Raw genomic sequence first — 18,066 nt, forward strand, 5'->3', positions numbered from 1 at the left:
ACTGAAACTATTCCAGAATTTCTTCGCGCTTCACGCCCCAAAGGGCTGTCTTTCGCACCCAGCCGCGTTCGCCCCCGGCGATGACCCAGCACCATTCGGTGCTGCATTCGCTCAGCCGCGCCACAACGCCCGCTTCGGCCCGCGCGCTGATCGGGGCCTCGTCGTCGGGCCTCATCCGCAGGGCCGTCATGTCATCTTCCACCAATGCGGTGCGCACGCCCGACAGCAGCGAGTAATGCACCCATCCCCCCGCGCCCTCCCGGTCGCGCACGCGGCGCCAATGGCCAAACTCGGCGGTTACTTCCAGCGGCATGTTGCGGCGGGTGAAAACCCAGTCGATCCGGTGGCTTAGCGAAGGCCCGCGCCGCACGTTGCCCTCATCGGCCTTGAGCGAAACAAAGCGCGGCAACGGCAGGTTTGTCACCGGCCCGCGCTCATCCGCCGCATGGGCGGCAGTGGTCACGGCGAGGCCCAGCAAGGCATAGAAAAATATATGAAAAAAGGCCCGACCGTGTCGGGAAACGCCTGTCTTCCGCCCCATGGCTCTTACCACTTTCTGCCTCATCCGGCGCTTGTATGTCGCGCCTTTTCTTGCGCACACTCTAGCGGAAGGATGGTCCTTGAGAAGCGGGAGGATGCAGGAGATGGGCGCAGAGCGGCTGAGTGTTGTCGTAACGCGACGGTTACCCGAGACCGTCGAAACACGGATGAGCGAGCTCTTTGACGTGGAACTCCGCGAAAGCGATACCCCGATGTCGCGCGAGGAGTTGGTGGCAGCCATGCAAAACACCGATGTGCTGGTATCCACCATCACCGACACCATAGATGGCGGCCTGATCGGGCAGGCGGGCGAGCGGCTGAAGCTCATCGCCAACTTCGGCGCGGGGTTTGACCATATCGACGTGGCAACCGCCCGGCAGCGCGGCATTCTGGTGAGCAACACGCCCGGCGTGGTGACAGAAGATACCGCCGACATGACAATGGCGCTTATCATTGGAGTTACACGAAAAATTCCGCAGGGCGCGGCTGTCATGACGGCCGGCAAATGGGAAGGCTGGTCGCCCACAGGCAACCTCGGCGGGCGGATTGCCGGGCGGCGTCTGGGCATTCTCGGCATGGGCCGGATCGGGCAGGCGGTGGCCCGCAGGGCCGCTGCCTTCGGCATGCAGGTGCACTACCACAACCGCCGCCGTTTGCGCCCCGAGGTGGAAGACGAGCTGCAGGCGACCTATTGGGAGAGCCTCGACCAGATGCTCACCCGGATGGATGTGATCTCGGTCAACTGCCCGCACACGCCCTCTACCTTCCACCTGCTGTCCGCGCGGCGGCTGAAGCTGCTCAAGCCCTCTGCGGTGATCGTGAACACCTCGCGCGGGGAGGTGATTGACGAAAACGCGCTGACCCGGATGCTCCGCGCGGGCGAGATCGCCGGGGCCGGGTTGGACGTGTTCGACAAAACCCAAAAGCTCAACCCGCGGCTCTACGAACTGCCCAACGTGCTGCTGACCCCGCACATGGGCTCGGCCACCGAAGAGGGCCGGGTGGAGATGGGCGAGAAGGTGTTGATAAACATCAAGACCTTTGCCGATGGCCACCGCCCGCCCGATCAGGTTGTGCCCGCGATGCTCTGAGGCGGGCCGGGCAGGCGCATGTCACGCTCCCGCCCGCCCACCCGGCGCGACACGCGCCTGCCGTCTCAGCCCCCGAATGTCGCTTTTGGCTCCAAGGTGTCGAAACCCCATGGCACGGGCGGCGCGATTTGGTGACAGTGGCCCAAGACACCTGAGCCCGGAGCGCGTGCCCCCATGAAGACCCATGTAAAAGCCCTTGTCGTCGGCGGTGGCGCCGTTGGCACCTCGATTGCCTATCACCTTGCCAAAGCGGGCTGGGACGATGTGATGCTCATCGAGCGAGATGAGCTGACTTCGGGCTCGACCTGGCACGCCGCCGGGCTCCTGCCGCTGTTCAACATGTCCTATGCCACCACGCACATTCACCAGTACTCGGTCGATTTTTACAAAACGCTGGAAGAAGAGACCGGGCTGAATGCAGGTTTCGCCGTGGTCGGCAACCTGCGCATGGCGCAGACGCAAGAGCGCATGGACGAATATATGCTCTATGCCTCCACCGCCGAAACCTGTGGCGTGAAATACGAGTGGCTGACGCCTGAGCAAATTAAGGAACGCTGGCCGCTGATCGAGACCGGCGACCTCAAGGGCGCGATTTATCACACCGAGGATGGCTACATTAACCCCGCCGACGTGACCCAGGCCCTGGCCAAGGGCGCCCGTCAGCGCGGCGTCGAGATCCTGCGCAAGATGCAGGCGGATGCCTTCGAATGGACCGGCACGCATTGGGAAGTCACCTGCACCAAGATGGTTGAAAAGGGCGGCAACCTTGTTGAAAGCGACGAAAAGGTCGTCATCACCGCCGAACATGTCGTGACAGCCTCGGGCAACCACGCGCAGCGCACCGCGAGGATGCTGGGCATCAAAATACCCGCCATCCCGGTCGAACACACCTTCATCGTGATGGACAAGGATCCGGAGCTGGTCAAATGGCGCGAGGCGGGCAACCCCGAGCACCCGGTTGTGCGCGATGCCGACAATGAATCCTATGCCCGCGAGGAGCGCGGCGGTTGGATCTTGGGGATCTACGAGCACGGCGCACCGGCGCGGTTTGAATACGGCGTGCCCGACAGCTTCCGCGCCGACCTCTTCCCGCTCGATCTCGACCGGATCGCCGACCAATACATGGCCATGGCCCAGCGCGTGCCCTCCTGTGCCGAGTCCGGCCTGAAAGACGATTTCAACGGCCCGATCTGTTACACCCCGGATGGCAACCCGCTGGTCGGCCCCGCGCCGGGGCTGCGCAACATGTGGCTGGCTGAGGGCTTCTCCTTCGGGATCACCGCTGCGGGCGGCACCGGCTATTACCTTGCCCAGATGATGGTGGAGGGTGAGGCCGAGATCGACATGGCGAGCCTCGACCCAAAGCGCTACGGCAGCTGGATGACGACGGAGTACGCCGCGCGCAAGAACGAGGAGTGCTACGAGCACGTCTATATCCTGCACCACCCGGATGAAGAGCGCGAAGCCTGCCGCCCGCTGCGCACCGCGCCTTGCTACGACCGGATGAAGGCCCGCGGGGCGCAGTTTGGCTGCGTCAACGGCTTCGAGCGGCCCAACTACTTCGGCCCGCTAGATGCGCCGTCGAGCTTCGACCGCGACGCGCGGTCGTTCCGCCGTGGCGGCTGGTGGGAGTATGCCAAGGCCGAGGCGGAGGCCGTGCGCAACGGTGTCGGCCTGATCGACGCAACAGCTTTCGCCAAGCACCGCCTCTATGGCCCGGGCTCCGAGGCCTTCCTTGACTGGTTCACCTGCAACAAGCTGCCCAAGGTGGGCCGCATCAACCTCACCTACGCGCTGACCCCTGCCGGAACGACCCGGACGGAGTATACGATCGTCAGGGAAAACCAGTACGAGTTCTATCTGGTCTCTGCCGGCGCATGGACCGACTATGACGCGGACTATCTTCGCAAGGCGATGGAGGATTGGTCTGCGCGCCACGCCGCAGAAACAGGCTGGATCGCCATCGAGGATGTCACAACAAAATACGGCGTCTTTGCAATTGCAGGCCCGAAATCACGGGACGTCCTGAGAGAGATCATCAAGGACGCTGATCCAGACACTGCGCTGTCGAACAAGCGGTTTCCCTGGTTGAGCTATCGCAACATCGAGCTGGGCATGTGCCCGGTGCGTGCGATCCGAGTGGCCTACACCGGCGAGCTGGGCTGGGAGCTGCACCACCCGATCGAAATGCAGAACTACCTCTTTGACCTGCTGGAAAAGTCCGGGGAGAAGCACGGCATTAAGCTGGTCGGCACCCGTGCACAAAACTGGCTGCGGCAGGAGAAGAGCTACCGTGCGTTCGGCACCGAATTGGGCCGCGATGCCACACCGCTCGAAGCGGGGCTAGATCGTTTCGTAGACCTGACCAAGGACTTCCACGGCAAGGCGGCGATGGAGGCGAAGGGCATTCGCTCCGCCTGCGTGACGGTGCTGGTGGATGGTCCGGATGATGCCGACCCGTGGGGCCGCGAGGCGCTCTATGACGGCGACACGAAGGTGGGCCGCCTCACTTCGGGCGGCTACTCGGTGGCTTTCGGCAAAAGCATCGGCATGGGCTATGTCTCGCCTGAGTTAGCCAAACCGGGCACCATTCTGAAGGTCAAGATGCAGGACAAGCTCTGGAACGTGGAAGTGGCGGAAGACAGCCCCTATGATCCGAAGAATGAAACCATTCGCGCTGACGGCTAGCGCGATTGCCCTCGCGGGCATGGCGCAGGCCGAACCACCTTCGTTTCGTACGCCTTCCGGCAATATCATTTGCTATGTGCCGGTGGATTTCGGGCAGTCGCAGGTAAACACGCCCCTGCACTGTCTGATGCTCTCGGCAGATTGGGCCCCGGCTCAGGGAGAGCCGGGGTGCGGCCTGGATGAAACCCCTATCATCACCTTGCCAACACTTGGCCATCCCAGTGAGCGGCGCGGGTGCCATGGCGATGTGTTTTGGCCCCTGCCCACGCCCCGGCTGTCTTACGGTTCGGAGTGGAGCGTGGGAGGCTTTACCTGCAGCATCCAGTCCACGGGCGTCACCTGTCTCAATGAGGATGGCCACGGGTTTGAGATTGCGCGACGGGGGCGCAGGCTGTTCTGAGGGCCGATCAAGCGCTCAGCGCCAGTCTCAGAGACAGTTGGGCAGCCCCGCCACGTTCTCAATAGTCTCGCTCGAAGAATATCCCGATGCCTGCATTCCCATCCGATGAGGTCGAGCCCTTTACGTTCACGTTCGGGCCGATCTGCAGGTTGAGGTTTAGCTCCGTGGTCCCGTCGCTCTCCACCACCACGTCGGAATAGACGTTATCGCTGATATACTTGCCCGCACGCACGGCGGTGTTGCCCTCTTCGCTCTGGCTCACATCCAGATCATCAAGGCCGAACTGGTCGCGCAAACGGCTCATGATCCCCGCGCCGCCGCGCCCGGCGAGCGTGGCAACAGCACTGGCGAGTTCCAGCGCCTGCAGGGGCGAAAGGGAGGTGAGGTCGCGCCCGAAGATAAGCTGGGCGAGGATCTCATCCTGCGGCAGGGAGGGCGCGGATGTGAAGGTGATCTGCGGGTCCGAGGGCGAGCCTTCTAGGATGACGGAGATGGTGTAGCCGTCGGTCTCGGTGCTGGCGACAAGCCGCAGGTTGGCGTCGAACGAGCCGGTCAGGCGTGCCGTGCCTTCTGTCAGCTGAAACCGTTGGCTGAGCACGTCGAGCCGCCCGCGTACCAGCTCGAAGGCCCCGATTGGGATGACGTCAGAGGTGGTGCCGGTCAGGCGCAGGGAGCCGCCCAACTCCGCATCCAGCCCGCGGCCCCGCACAAACACTTGGTTGGGCGCGGCGAGCGTGATGTCGAGCGCAAAGCCTCCGCCTCCAGCCGCCTCGCCTCCCGTGCCCGTGCCGGCCTCGTTCAGCCCTGCGCGGTCCTGCGTGGCGCGCACCGCCGCTGGTGCGCCGACGTGGGTAATGTCGGGGATGTCCCCAACCCCGGAAATCCCGCTGGACGGGATCCGAATTTCAGTGCGCCCAAGCTCCAGCCGCCCGGTAATGGCCGCGCCGCCCGCGAGCGGCCCGGCAAGGGTGACGGTGCCATTAACGGAGGTGTCGTAGAGCTGCGGATCGCGCAGGTTGAGGCTTTGGAAATTGACCGTGAGATCAGCGCTTTGCGGCGATGTCAGGCCAACGGTTCCGAGCACCGCGATGCCGCCGCCCTGACCGCCGGTCGCGGAAACCTCCACGCGCGCCGAGCCGCCCGAGAGGATGACGTTGCCGGCGATGTTTTCCAAGGACACGCCAAGCTCAGGCGCAACAGCGCGCGCGCCAGAGGCGCGGACGGTGCCGGTGAGGCTCTCCAGTGCCAGCGGCCCGTCTAGCCGCAGATCAATCATGGCGGGGCCGTTCAGCCGCTGCGGGCTGATGAAGGCATTTGCGAGGCCAAGGGGCGCTTGTCCGGTGATCGAAAGGTTGCCTGTGTTGCCAACAATCGTGCCATTCACCGCCGCGGTGGTGCCGCCGGGGCCGGTGGCGTTGATATCCAGCCCGATGGTGCTGCCGTCACTGGTGATGGTGCCGCTGGCACTGGCCGGACCGGCGAAGTCGGGCGCGATCAGGCCGAGGTTTGCCAAGCGCGCCTCAAGCATGATCCGGCTCGGCGTGCCGCTGGCGCTGACGTCAAGGTTTGGCCCGTCAAAGCTGGCCGCTTCGATGGTGATCTCCTGCTCCTCATCCGCGCGGCTGACCTGAGCGGAATAGCTGGAACTGCCGGTGATCAGGCCATCCACCGTGGCATTGCCGATGCCGAGGCGCTGCGCCGTGCCGCTCAGTGCCAGATCGAGCGCGCCGGTGCCGGGGTCAAAAAGGCCGGTGGCGGTGGCTTGCGTTGCACCAGAAAGCGACACGCCCGCAAGGCTGGAGAAGCGCGACAGGGCAGGGGCGTTTGCAGTGAGGTCATAGGTGATCGCAGATTGGCCGAGCGGTTGGGCCAAGGTTGCGGTGCCGGTGATCTCGGTTTCATCCAGCGCAACCAAAAGGTTGGTTACGCGCAGCGGGGCGTTGGTGGCATAGGCCAGATCGGCCCCGATCCGCCCCGCGCCGCCAAGCACCGGGTCGAGCCGCGTGTTGCCAATCCCCAGCCCCTCTGTGGTGCCGTCGAGCCTGATATCCGCGCTGCCGTTGCCGGGGCGGTAGGTGCCGGAGGCAGAGAGGGTGGCCGCGCCGGTGAGCGGCACGCCTGCGAGGCCCTCAAAGCGAGATAGGGCGGGGGTGGAGAGCGTTGCGCCAAAGGTAACCGGCCCTTGGCCTGCGGGGGCGGTGAGGGTGGCGGCACCGTTCAACGTGGTTTCGCCCGAGGTAAAGGCGATTTCGTTCAAGGTCAGCGGACCGTCAGCAACGTAGTCGAACGTGGTTTCCAGCCGGGCCGCCTCGCCGAGGGCGCGGGCCATATCGGTGTCCTGCGCCGTGAGGCCCTCGCCCGAAAGCGCCAGTGCCCCATCGGCGCGTGCCAACCCGCCACGTGCTGTTTGCTCCAGCGCGCCCGCGCCCTCAAGGGTGAAGGCCTCTGCCCCATAGCCCTCTGTCACGAAGTCGCGGAACGCCGCATTCACCCGCCAGCGCCCCTCCTCGGCCCCATAGCCAATGTCGAGCGTGCCGCCTGAAAGGGCGAGCCCGCCTGCAATCGGCAGGCGGACGGTGCCGCTTTCATCCGAGAGCAGGGCTGCGACTGTGGCGGTTTGCAACTCGGCTCCCGCAAGGGCTACCCGCCCACTGAGCCGCGCCGCGCCGCTGGCCTCCTGCTCGGGAAAGAGCGGTGCGAGGCTTGGCAGCTCTGCGGTAAAATCGAGCGCCGAAACCGCCGTAGCCACTGTGCCCTTCGCGGTGATCGCGGCACGTTCGGTGCGGGCCTCGGCGCGGCGCAGGCTGATCCCGTTTTCATTGCGCAGCACGCTCACATCAATCCGGCCTTCTCCGGCCAGCATCCTGTCTACCACGTCTTGCCCGATGGCGAGATCGGTGGTTGTGCCTTCAAGCCCAAGGTCGAAACCGCCGGAAAGCAGGGCCACATTGCCGGTGATCCCAAGCGCCGCCGCGCCGGTCAGTTCCACACCGGCAAGCGGGCCAAAGCGGGCAAGGTCTTCGGCGGTCAGCTGCAGGTCGACCCCGGTTGAAAGGTCGGTATCCACCCCGTCCACGGTGGCGTTGCCGGTCAGGCCAAAATCTGCGCCGGTCAGGTTGAGGCCGGAAATCCGCAGCGGTTGCCCCTCGTCATAGGCCAGAGTGAACTGCCCGGTGATTGCCTCGCCCATGGCCCGAGCCAGCGCCTCATCTTCCGGGGCGAGGCCTCGCGCGTCGAGCGTGACATTGGCCGCGACCGCGCCAATCTCTTCCGCGTCACCGGAGGTGATACGGCCATCGGTGCCGATCTCCATCCTCTCGGCCACAAAGCCCGTGGTTCGCACGCCCGTTGCCTCTGCCGTGGCGGTAAAGCCGCGCCCGTTTGCCTCATCGTAATTTAGCTGCATCGTCGCGCTGGACACCGAAGTGTCGCCGCCGCCAAAAGGCAGCACCACGGGGGCACCCGCCGGATCGGAAAGAGCCAATTGCAGGGCCATCCGCCGGGGCCATCCCGAGGCGGAGAACAGAAAATCACCCTCCACCGTCGCGGTGCGGGCCGTCAGCGACAGGCCGGAAAGTGAAACCGCACCATTTGCATCGCGGGCAACGCGCGCCTGCAGGCTGATGTCTTGGCCGAAAAAGTCCCGCAAACCGGGCGCGAAGAGCGGGGTGACATCGCCCGAAAGGTCTACCGTGACGGTAAAGGGCGCGTCCGCCTCCTCGCTGGCGGCAAGTGCGATAGTGCCACCCAGCCGTTCTTCCTCATCGGATTGCACGGCCAACTGCAAAGATAGGTCACTCACCGGGCCCTCGCCCTGCAACGTCACATTGAGCGCCGGGGCACCGGGGATGTTCAAAATGCCTGCGGCGATGCCTGCTGGCCCCTCGCGCATGACAAGGTTCACAACAGCCTGCTCGGCGGCGGGGTCATAATCGGCGATGAGGGTAATTTCACCCTCTTTGCCTTCTACCCTATCCAGCTGAACATCCACGTCGATGCCGCCGTCAGCCAGATGCACCTCGCCCGCGAGGCTCACCACCGCATCCTGCCCCAGTAGCGCGGCACCAAGCTCGGCACGTTCCACTGCCAGCTTGGCAATATCAACCGAAACCGGCAGCTCGGGGATCGAGAAAGGCGTCGTCTCTGGTGAGGGGGTATCATCCGTCAACGGCGCACGCGGCATGACGATGCGCTCTGCGGAAAACTCCGAAACTTCAAGCCGCCCGCGCAACAGTGCGGCGCGGTTCCAATCCAGCACCACACCCTCGACAGTAAGCCACGCGCCCGCGTCATCCTCGATGGTGATGCTATCAATCGTGGCGCGGGAGGACAGCGCGCCCTGAAACCCATCAATCACCACTTGGCGACCGGCGTCAGAAAGCACGTCTTGCAGAAGGTTGGTCAGATACCCCTTGTCGGCCTCTTCAGAGGCGCTCTCCTGCGCTGCGGCAGTGAGCGGGGCGATCAGGAGGAGGAGGCAGAGAACAAATGTGCGCATCTCAGAACGCCTGCCCGATGCCGATATAAAGCTCTACGCCATCCCCGGTGTCGCCGCCCGTGGGGGTTGCCACATCCAGCCGGATCGGGCCAAGCCCGGTCTGGTAACGAATGCCCAAGCCTGCGCCCGCATGGCTCTCGCCCTCGTCGCCCGGCCAACTCTCGGCGCTCACAAGGCCGAAGTCGTAGAAGCCGACCACCTGAATCTTGTCGCTCACCTGCCCGCGCAGCTCGACGGAGGCACCAAGAAAGGACCGCCCGCCAATCTCTTCACCGCCGGGCAAGGTTACGCCGAGCGATTGATAAGGCTGGCCCCGCACCGTGCCGCCGCCGCCGGAGTAAAACAGGAAGTCTGGCACCGTTTCGGTCACATCTGTGCCCATCACCGAGCCAAGCTGGAGCCGCCCGGCGAGGGTGATCTTTTTCTCCGCGCCAAAGCTACGATACCCCCGCGCATCGGCATAGAGCCGCGCGCCGTTGCCCGAGCCGGAGAGGCCGATGAATGGGGTGAGGTCGAGGTTGAGGAAGTAACCGTTCTTCGGGTCAAGGTCGTTGTCGCGCCGGTCCAGCGTGCCGCTGAAGGGCAGGGTAAGCAGGGTAAAATCCCGCGTGCCGATATCGTCCTCGGTATGCGAGTAGAGCAGCCCGAGCCCGCCCTGAAACTTGTAGTCTTCGTTCACGATCCGGGTCACGCCAGCCTCGATCTCGAAGCTCTGCGAGAGGTAGAGCGGCTCGTCCTCATGCTCCAACGCGGCGCGAATGTAGAGGTCGGTATCGGGGTTGAAGGTGCCGGGGCGGCCAAAGAGCGCGCTGAGGCGATAATCCACTCCATTGTCACCGCCCAGCCCGATGTTACTGATCTCGCCGTCAAACCGCAGCCTCTCGGCCCCGCCCAGCAGGTTGCGGTGCAGCCAAAACGCCGAAACCGATGCCCCCTCCAGTGTCGTCAACTCAGCGCCAAAGCCGATCCGGCGGCGTTTGGCCTCTACAAGCTCCGCCTCGATGTCGAGCGTGCCATCGGGGTTGGCGCGCGCTGCCTCGCTGAGGGTGACCGAGCGAAACGCGCCGGTGCGCTGCAACCGTGTGGAGGCCTTGTCGACCTCGTCGGGGTGAAAGGTCTCGCCGCGCGGAAGGCCGGCGATTTCGATGATCCGGTCGGTGCGGACACGCTCGTTGCCGCGCGGCTCCAACTGCCCGAACTGCAGCTTGCGACCAGGGTTGAGCCCCACCGACACATCAAGCCGCCGCGCCGGATGGTTGGCCGTGATGCGCTGGTTGGTGACCTCGGTCTTGGCGTAACCCAACTCACGCCAGCGGTCGATTGCTGCCACACCCGCCTCTTCGATCACCGGCACCTTCGCAGGCTCTCCAGCCCTGAATGCGCCGGGCAGATTGGTGCGCGGGGCGAGCGGCGCAATCTCGGCTCGGCCAAAGCGAAACTGCGGCCCCGGCTCCACCACCACGTTGATTTGCCCAACCTGCCGGGGCACCGCGAAGGGCGACATTTGCGCCGCTTCGCGCCCATCAAGCCGTATCGAAACCACCGGGCCGTAGTAGCCCTCGCCATAGAGCGCCGCGATGATGTGGCGGTAATCCGCCTGCGCCGCCGCCACCAGCCCCTGTGGATCGGCCCCGCCTTCAAGAAGCAGTGAACGGGTGGAGAGAACGGCGATGATCTCATCGCGCAACGCACTGTCGCCGCCCTTGACGGAGAGCCCGATGCGGGTTTCGGCGTGAAGGGTTAATGCGCTGAAAAATAAAAGAAATAACGCGGTCGCAGCACGGCAGATACGGGGGGGCTTCACTGTGTTTCGCGCTCCTTGGTCCTTGCCGGGACTCTAGGCGAAACCCCGGCAACTGCAACCAGCCTGCCATGTGTCTGGCCCCTGTTTTGGTGCTGTTAGCGCACCTCCCTACATTGGTTAACGCGCAGGCCAGCGGCGCGGTTCCGGTGTTAGCCTGCCGGGGTGATCCGTGCCAATAGCGCGGGCGCATCGGCTTGTGGAACGGCCCCGGCGATCAGCCCTCGCGGGCCGGTGAGGCGGGTGGCGGCAAAGGCTTCGGCCACAGGGGCTGGCGCGCTGCGCAGCAGAATCGCGGCGGTGAGCAGCAGGGCCGTGCGCTCGGCGAACCAGCGGGCCTCTGCCTCTGTCGGCAGTCCGGAGGGCCAGCGGGCACGGTGATCGGCCAGTGCTGCATCATAGGCCGATGATGTGCCCCGCGCCTCGGCGAGTTCAGCGTAAAGCACCTCTCCGGCAAGCGGCTCGCGGGCGAGGGTGCGCAGAGTGTCGAGGCAGATAACATTGCCCGCCCCCTCCCAGATGCCGTTCAGCGGCGCCTCGCGATAGAGCAGGGGCAGGGGGGTGTCTTCGACATAACCCATGCCGCCCAGCACCTCCATCGCCTCGACGCAGACCATCGGGCAGAGCTTGTTGGCCAGAAACTTCGCCAGCGCCACCCCGATGCGGGCAAAGGCGCGAGCCTCTTCGCCGCTGCGGTCGAAGGCGGCGGCCACATGCAGGCCGAGAGCGGTGCAGCCCTGCCATTCGAGCGACAGATCGGCGAGGACGGATTGCATCAGCGGCGCGTCAATGAGGCGGCGCTGGAAGGCGGTGCGGTGGCTGGCCCAGTGGTGCGCCTCCACAAGCGCGGCGCGCATCAGCCCTGCGGGGGCCATCGCGGTGTCGAGCCGCGTGTGGTGCACCATCTCGATGATGGTGCGCACGCCCGCCCCCTCCTCGCCCAGCATCTGGGCATAGGCCCCTTCGTATTCGATCTCCGCAGAGGCGTTGGAGCGGTTGCCCAGCTTTTCCTTGAGCCGCATCAGCCGCACCGCATTGCGCTCGCCCTCCAGCCAGCGCGGCACCAAAAAACAGCTGAGCCCGCCGGGGGCCTGCGCCAGCGTCAAGAACCCGTCGGACATCGGCGCGGAGCAAAACCACTTGTGCCCGAACAGCCGCCAGCCCGCCCCGTCCCGTTCGGCGCGGGTGGTGTTGGCCCGCACATCCGAGCCGCCCTGCTTTTCGGTCATCGCCATGCCCAGCGTTGCGCCCCGTTTTTGCACAACCGGCGCGATGCTGGCGTCATAGCTGCGAGATACCAGCTTGGGCCCCCAGAGCGCCGCAATCTCGGGCGTTGTGGCCAGCGCGGGTGTGGCGGCATAGGTCATGGTGAGCGGGCAGCAGTGCCCAGGCTCAACCTGGCTGGCGAGGTAAACCATCGCGGCATGGGTTGCATGCCCGCCCGCCGCGCCTTCCCAAGCCGCCGCCGCATAGCCCGCGGCAGTGCTTGTGGCCATCAACCGATTATAGGCTGGATGAAACCGCACTTCATCAAGCCGCCGCCCGCCCGCGTCAAACTGCACCAGCTCGGGCGGGTTGCGGTTGGCCTCGCGCCCGGCTTCGCGCATCTCGGCCCGCCCCAGTGCCGCGCCGTAGCTGGCCAGCGCCTCTGCCTGCCCGCGCACCGCCGCGACGGCCTCTCGCAGAACCGGATCATCGGCCCATAGGTCAGCATCGCCCCGGGCCGGGGGCTGGTTGGTGACCTTATGTGTCGGCATATCGGAGCGGGGCGGCAACATGGGGCCATCCTACGCTTCGCCGCGCGGCCCGGCTAGCGTTGCGCAGTCTGCCAGTCGGGGTGCACCCATGGCTGCACGTTTTGAGGGGGCAGCGGCGCGCGGCCAAGGATATGGTCGGCAGCCTTCTCGCCGACCATGATCGAGGGCGCGTTAAGGTTCCCGTTGGTAATGCGCGGGAAAATCGAACTGTCGGCCAGCCGCAGCCTCTCCACGCCGATCACCCGGCACTCGGGGTCAACCACCGCACGCGGATCTTCGCGCCGCCCCATGCGGGCCGTGCCGCAGGGGTGATAGGCGCTTTCGGCGTGCTCGCGGATCACCGCGTCGAGGGCCTCATCGCTCTGCGCCTCTTCACCCGGCTGAATCTCGTGCTTGAGGTAGGGTTTGAAGGCATCTTGCCGAATGATCTCGCGGGTCAGGCGGATGCAGCGGCGGAAATCGACCCAATCCTGCTCTTCGCTCATGTAGTTGAAGAAAATTCGCGGCGCCTCTGCCGGATCGGCGGATTTGAGCGTGACCTCCCCGCGCGAGGGCGAGCGCATCGGGCCGACATGGGCCTGAAAGCCGTGGCCCTCCGGCGAGGCTTGCCCATCATATCGCACGGCGATCGGCAGAAAGTGAAACTGGATATCGGGGTAGTCCACACCCGCCGCAGAACGGATGAAACCAGCGCTCTCAAACTGGTTGGAGGCCCCGGGGCCGGTGCGGGTAAACAGCCAGCGTGCGCCGACATAGGCTTTGCCCAAGAGGTTCCAATACTTGTATAGGCTTACCGGCTGTGCCGCGGCATATTGCACATAAAGCTCAAGGTGATCTTGCAGGTTTTGCCCCACGCCTGCGCGGTCTGCCAAAACCTCGATGCCGTGCTCGGCCAGGTGCGCCGCTGGGCCAATGCCCGAGAGCATCAGCAGCTTTGGCGAGTTGATGGAACTGGCCGCGAGGATCACCTCGGCCTCGGCGCGGATCACCTCGATGGTGCCGCCGCGTTCCACCTCAACGCCAACGGCGCGGCCATTTTCAAACACCACGCGGCGCGCGAAGGCGCGGATCATCTCGCAGTTTGGCCCCTTGAGCGCGGGCTTGAGGTAAGCCTTTGCGGCAGACCAGCGCTCGCCCTTCCAGACCGTCATGTCATAGGGGCCGAAGCCCTCTTGCTGCGCGCCGTTGTAATCGCCTGTGCGCGGATAGCCCGCTTGCACTCCGGCTTCCACAAAGGCGCGGGTGAGCGGATTGAGGCGTGCCCCCCGGGTGATATGGAGCGGGCCATCGGTGCCGCGCCATGCCGCATCGCCGCCATGGCCGCCGTCATGCCAGTTTTCCATGCGCTTGAAGTAGGGCAGCACATCGGCATAGCCCCAACCCTCGGCCCCCTCGTCGCGCCAATGGTCGAAGTCGCGGGCGTGGCCGCGCACATAGATCATCCCGTTGATCGAAGACGACCCACCGATCACCTTGCCGCGCGGGGTGGCCATGCGCCGCCCGCCGAGGTGTGGCTCGGGCTCTGACTGAAAGCCCCAGTCATAACGCTTCATGTTCATGGGAAAGCTGAGCGCGCCCGGCATGTTGATGAATGGCCCCCAGTCGGTGCCGCCATGCTCGATCACCAGCACCCGGCGGCCCGCCTCGGCCAGCCGCGCGGCCATGGCGCAACCCGCGCTGCCCGCGCCAACGATAACGTATTCGGCCTGCATCAGAAGGCTGCCTCGACATCGCCCATGCGGACGTAAACCGACTTGAGCTGCGAATAGTGCTCGATCGCAGCCTTGGAGTTTTCGCGCCCGACGCCAGAGGCCTTCACCCCGCCGAACGGGGCCTCCACCGGTGCGTCATTGTAGGAGTTGATAAAGCAGCTCCCGGCCTTGAGCTGGCCGATAACGCGGTGGGCGCGGGAAATGTCGCGGGTAAACACGCCGGCAGAGAGGCCGAAGGCGGTATCATTGGCACGGGCGATTGCCTCGGCCTCGCTTTTGAAGTCGAGCACGGCCATCACCGGGCCAAAGATCTCTTCGCGGGCAATGGTCATCTCGTCCTTCACATCAGCGAAGACCGTGGGGGCGAGGTAGAAGCCATCGCGCTCAAGGCGCTCGCCGCCCGCCACCAGCCGCGCGCCCTCTTCAATGCCCTTGGCGATGTAACCTTGAACGATCTCCATCTGCCGGGCGCTGACCATCGGGCCAAAACTGGTGGCCTCATCCATCGGATCGCCAATCACAGCGCCCTTCAGCCGCTCCGCGAGGCGGGCGAGGAAGGCCCCCTTGATCCCGCGCTGCACGAACACGCGGGTGCCGTTCGAGCAGACCTGGCCGGAGGAATAGAAGTTGGCATTGATCGCACCGCTGACGGCATTGTCGAGGTCGGCATCGTCAAAGATCACCAGCGGCGACTTGCCGCCAAGCTCCATGGTCACATGCTTCATCTCGCCCGCCGCAGCAGCATAAACCTTGCGGCCCGTCGGCACAGAGCCGGTGAGCGAAACCTTGGCAACACGCGGGTCCGTCACCAGTTGCCCGCCAATTTCGCCCATGCCCTGCACCACGTTGAACAGGCCCGGAGGGGCACCGGCTTCGGTGAGGATCTCCGCCACCTTCAGCGCGCAAAGCGGGGTGGTTTCGGAAGGTTTGAACACCATCGCATTGCCGCAGGCGAGCGCGGGCGCGCCTTTCCAGCAGGCGATCTGGGTGGGGTAGTTCCACGCGCCGATGCCAACGCAAACGCCCAGCGGTTCGCGGACCGTATACACCCAATCCTCGCCCAGCTGAATGTGCTCGCCGGTCAGGCTTGCGGCCAGTCCGCCGAAATACTCCAGCGCATCGGCACCGCTCGTCGCATCGGCCACCAGCGTCTCCTGAAGCGGTTTGCCGGTGTCGTAGGTTTCCAACACCGAGAGGTCGCGGTTGCGCTCGCGCATGATCCGGGCGGCGTCGGTCAACACCCGGCCACGCTCACGCCCAGTCATGGCGGCCCATGTCTTTTGGGCCTCCGTGGCAGCCTCAAGCGCGGCGTTCACCACCGCAGGCGTTGCAGCATGGACGCGGGCAACCACCTCACCTGTGGCGGGATAAATCACCTCGATAACCTCGCCTGCGGTGTCTTCGAGATAGGCGCCGTTCACGTAGTGACTGGCGGTCGGTTGGGTTTCATAAGTCATTGATATCTCACTCGCCGCGCGGAAAGCGGGCGTCTTCTTCGACGGTGTTCAGATCCATGTGGTTGCGCATGAAGCGCTCAGACGCCTTTTGCAGCGGCTGATAATCCCACGGGTAATATTCGCCGTTGCGCAGCGCCTCGTAGACAACCCAGCGGCGGGCCTGGCTGCGGCGCACTTCGGCGTCAAAGCGCGGCAAATCCCAGCGGGCCTCTGCTTCGGCCTTCAGCGCGGCATAGGCCTCGGCATGAGCCGGGTTGCTTGCCAGATTCTCCAGCTCATGCGGGTCGGCCTCAAGGTCGAAGAGCTGATCGGGGTCGAGCGCGCAGAGGTTAAGCTTGTAGCGGCCCTTGCGGAGCGAGACGAGCGGCGCATAGCTGGCCTCGGCAGCATATTCCATCGCCACCGCGTTTTGCCGTTCCACCCCTTGCCCCAGCGGCTTGAGGCTCTCGCCGGCTGTCCAAGGCATCACCTCTTCCATGCTCACGCCCGCGAGGTCGCAGAGGGTGGGGCAAATGTCGATGTTGCTCACCGGCGCCTCCACCAGCCCGGGCTCCATCTCGGGGGAGGCGATCATCACCGGCACCCGGGCGGAGCCTTCGTAGAAGGTCATCTTGAACCACAGGCCCCGCGCGCCCAGCATGTCGCCGTGGTCAGAAACAAAGAGGATCGTGGCCTCCTGCCGGGTCCGCTCAAGCACATCGAGCAATTCGCCCACCTTCTCGTCGAGGTAGGAGATGTTGGCGAAGTAGGCGCGGCGGGAGCGGCGGATATCCTCTTCAGTAATGTCAAAGCTGCGCCAGTCGTTGGCATCGAAAATGCGCTTGGAATGCGCATCCTGCTCTTCGTAGTCGAAGGCCCCTACCTCGGGCAGCAGATGCTCGCAATCCTCATACATGTCCCAAAACCGCTTGCGGGTGACGTAGGGGTCATGCGGGTGGGTAAAGCTGACTGTCAGGCACCACGGGCGCTCATCGTGGCCGCGTGCCAGATCGTAGAGCTTGCGGGTCGCATTGTAGGCAACCTCGTCATCATATTCCATCTGGTTGGAAATCTCGGCCACGCCCGCGCCGGTGACCGACCCCATGTTGTGATACCACCAGTCGATGCGTTCGCCGGGTTTGCGATAATCGGGCGTCCAGCCAAAATCGGCAGGGTAAATGTCAGTCGTCAGCCGCTCCTCGAAGCCGTGCATCTGATCGGGGCCGACGAAGTGCATCTTGCCGGAAAGGCAGGTGTGATAGCCCGCGCGGCGCAGGTGGTGCGCATATGTCGGCAGGTCTGCGGGGAACTCTGCGGCATTGTCATAAACGCCGGTGACGCTGGGAAGCTGCCCGCTCATGAAGCTGGCACGGCCCGGCGCACAGAGCGGCGAGGCGGTGTAGCCGTTTTTGAACCGCGTCGAACGCGCCGCCAACCGCTTGAGGTTGGGCGCGTGCAGCCAATCGGCGGGCCCGTCGGGGAAGAGGGTGCCGTTCAGCTGGTCGACCATGATGATGAGAAAGTTGGGGCGGCTCATGCGAGGGCTCCGAGTTCGTGCGAGAGGGTCGCCAAGGCGTGGTCTGTGGCTGTTTGCCCGGTCATATCGTCAGGGTTGGAGGCGTAGCGCAGGTAGAGCCCGTCAATCACCGCGCCGATTCGGTCAGCGATTTCGGGCGCGGCGGTGTCGGCCAGCGGGCGCAGGCCATGCAGGAGGTTGGAGCGCAGGCGTCGGTGATAGACCGAAAGCAGCCGCCTTGCCTCGTCATTGCGGCGGGCGAGCACATAAAAGTTAAGCCATGCCGAAATGACATCCGCCCGGAAGTTGCAGCTTGAGAAGCTGGCCCGCAGGATGCCCTCAAGCCGCTCTCGCGGACCGTCCGACACCAGCAGCGCCCCGCGCACCTCGGCCGCGTAGACCGAGAGCACATGGCGCATCGCGGCGAGGAAGAGCTTGTCCTTGTCGCCGAAGTAGTGGAAGGCAAGGGCCGCCGAAACACCGGCGCGTTTGGCAATCTTGCCAACGGTCACATCGAGTGAGCCAATAGCGCCGATCTCATGTATCGTCGCTTCCACCAACTGGGCTCTGCGCTTGGGTTCTACACTCATCGCCGACTCCAAAAGGCTTGCAATACGGGGATAATCG

11 protein-coding genes are annotated in these 18,066 nt (G+C 64.9%); 3 read left to right on the plus strand and 8 right to left on the minus strand.

What is annotated here, in order from left to right; all coding sequences use genetic code 11:
• Positions 1 to 7 precede the first annotated feature (7 nt).
• Positions 8 to 541 carry an SH3 domain-containing protein gene (locus ACXAG6_RS07200; protein ID WP_475336499.1) on the minus strand — a complete coding sequence of 178 codons (534 nt, stop codon included), beginning with the start codon at positions 539 to 541 and terminating at the stop codon, positions 8 to 10.
• A 103-nt stretch (positions 542 to 644) separates the two neighbouring features.
• On the opposite strand from ACXAG6_RS07200, the gene ACXAG6_RS07205 reads away from it, so the two are divergent.
• The 3 genes from ACXAG6_RS07205 to ACXAG6_RS07215 all read left to right on the plus strand — a co-directional run bounded on the left by ACXAG6_RS07205 (position 645) and on the right by ACXAG6_RS07215 (position 4,719).
• Positions 645 to 1,631 (plus strand): 2-hydroxyacid dehydrogenase, encoded by a 987-nt coding sequence (locus ACXAG6_RS07205; protein ID WP_140016016.1) that lies wholly within the window; start codon positions 645 to 647, stop codon positions 1,629 to 1,631.
• 174 nt (positions 1,632 to 1,805) lie between these two features.
• Positions 1,806 to 4,319 (plus strand): GcvT family protein, encoded by a 2,514-nt coding sequence (locus ACXAG6_RS07210; RefSeq protein ID WP_475336501.1) that lies wholly within the window; start codon positions 1,806 to 1,808, stop codon positions 4,317 to 4,319.
• Complete coding sequence (locus ACXAG6_RS07215) at positions 4,294 to 4,719, plus strand: DUF6636 domain-containing protein (protein ID WP_475336504.1); 426 nt, start codon at positions 4,294 to 4,296, stop codon at positions 4,717 to 4,719. Before ACXAG6_RS07210 ends, ACXAG6_RS07215 begins: the two co-directional genes overlap by 26 nt.
• Positions 4,720 to 4,777: 58 nt before the next feature.
• Here ACXAG6_RS07215 and ACXAG6_RS07220 read toward each other — a convergent pair whose 3' ends face one another.
• From ACXAG6_RS07220 to betI, 7 genes are all read right to left on the minus strand, one after another.
• The gene (locus ACXAG6_RS07220; protein WP_475336507.1) at positions 4,778 to 9,217 is read right to left on the minus strand and encodes a translocation/assembly module TamB domain-containing protein; all 4,440 of its coding nucleotides are present in this window, start codon (positions 9,215 to 9,217) and stop codon (positions 4,778 to 4,780) included.
• A gap of 1 nt (position 9,218) precedes the next feature.
• The gene (locus tag ACXAG6_RS07225; protein ID WP_475336509.1) at positions 9,219 to 10,904 is read right to left on the minus strand and encodes an autotransporter assembly complex protein TamA; all 1,686 of its coding nucleotides are present in this window, start codon (positions 10,902 to 10,904) and stop codon (positions 9,219 to 9,221) included.
• Positions 10,905 to 11,170: 266 nt separating this feature from the next.
• Positions 11,171 to 12,775 carry an acyl-CoA dehydrogenase family protein gene (locus tag ACXAG6_RS07230; protein WP_475336511.1) on the minus strand — a complete coding sequence of 535 codons (1,605 nt, stop codon included), beginning with the start codon at positions 12,773 to 12,775 and terminating at the stop codon, positions 11,171 to 11,173.
• Positions 12,776 to 12,828: 53 nt separating this feature from the next.
• The gene (gene betA / locus ACXAG6_RS07235; RefSeq protein ID WP_475336514.1) at positions 12,829 to 14,487 is read right to left on the minus strand and encodes a choline dehydrogenase; all 1,659 of its coding nucleotides are present in this window, start codon (positions 14,485 to 14,487) and stop codon (positions 12,829 to 12,831) included.
• Entirely contained in the window at positions 14,487 to 15,944 is a 1,458-nt protein-coding gene (gene betB, locus ACXAG6_RS07240) for a betaine-aldehyde dehydrogenase (protein WP_475336516.1), read from the minus strand. The genes betA and betB overlap by 1 nt, the downstream gene beginning before the upstream one ends.
• Before the next feature lie 7 nt (positions 15,945 to 15,951).
• Positions 15,952 to 17,460 (minus strand): choline-sulfatase, encoded by a 1,509-nt coding sequence (gene betC, locus ACXAG6_RS07245; RefSeq protein WP_475336518.1) that lies wholly within the window; start codon positions 17,458 to 17,460, stop codon positions 15,952 to 15,954.
• Complete coding sequence (gene betI / locus ACXAG6_RS07250) at positions 17,457 to 18,029, minus strand: transcriptional regulator BetI (protein ID WP_475336520.1); 573 nt, start codon at positions 18,027 to 18,029, stop codon at positions 17,457 to 17,459. Before betI ends, betC begins: the two co-directional genes overlap by 4 nt.
• Between the last annotated feature and the right edge of the window lie 37 nt (positions 18,030 to 18,066).

This window comes from Vannielia sp. ABF1_015 (assembly GCF_056160745.1).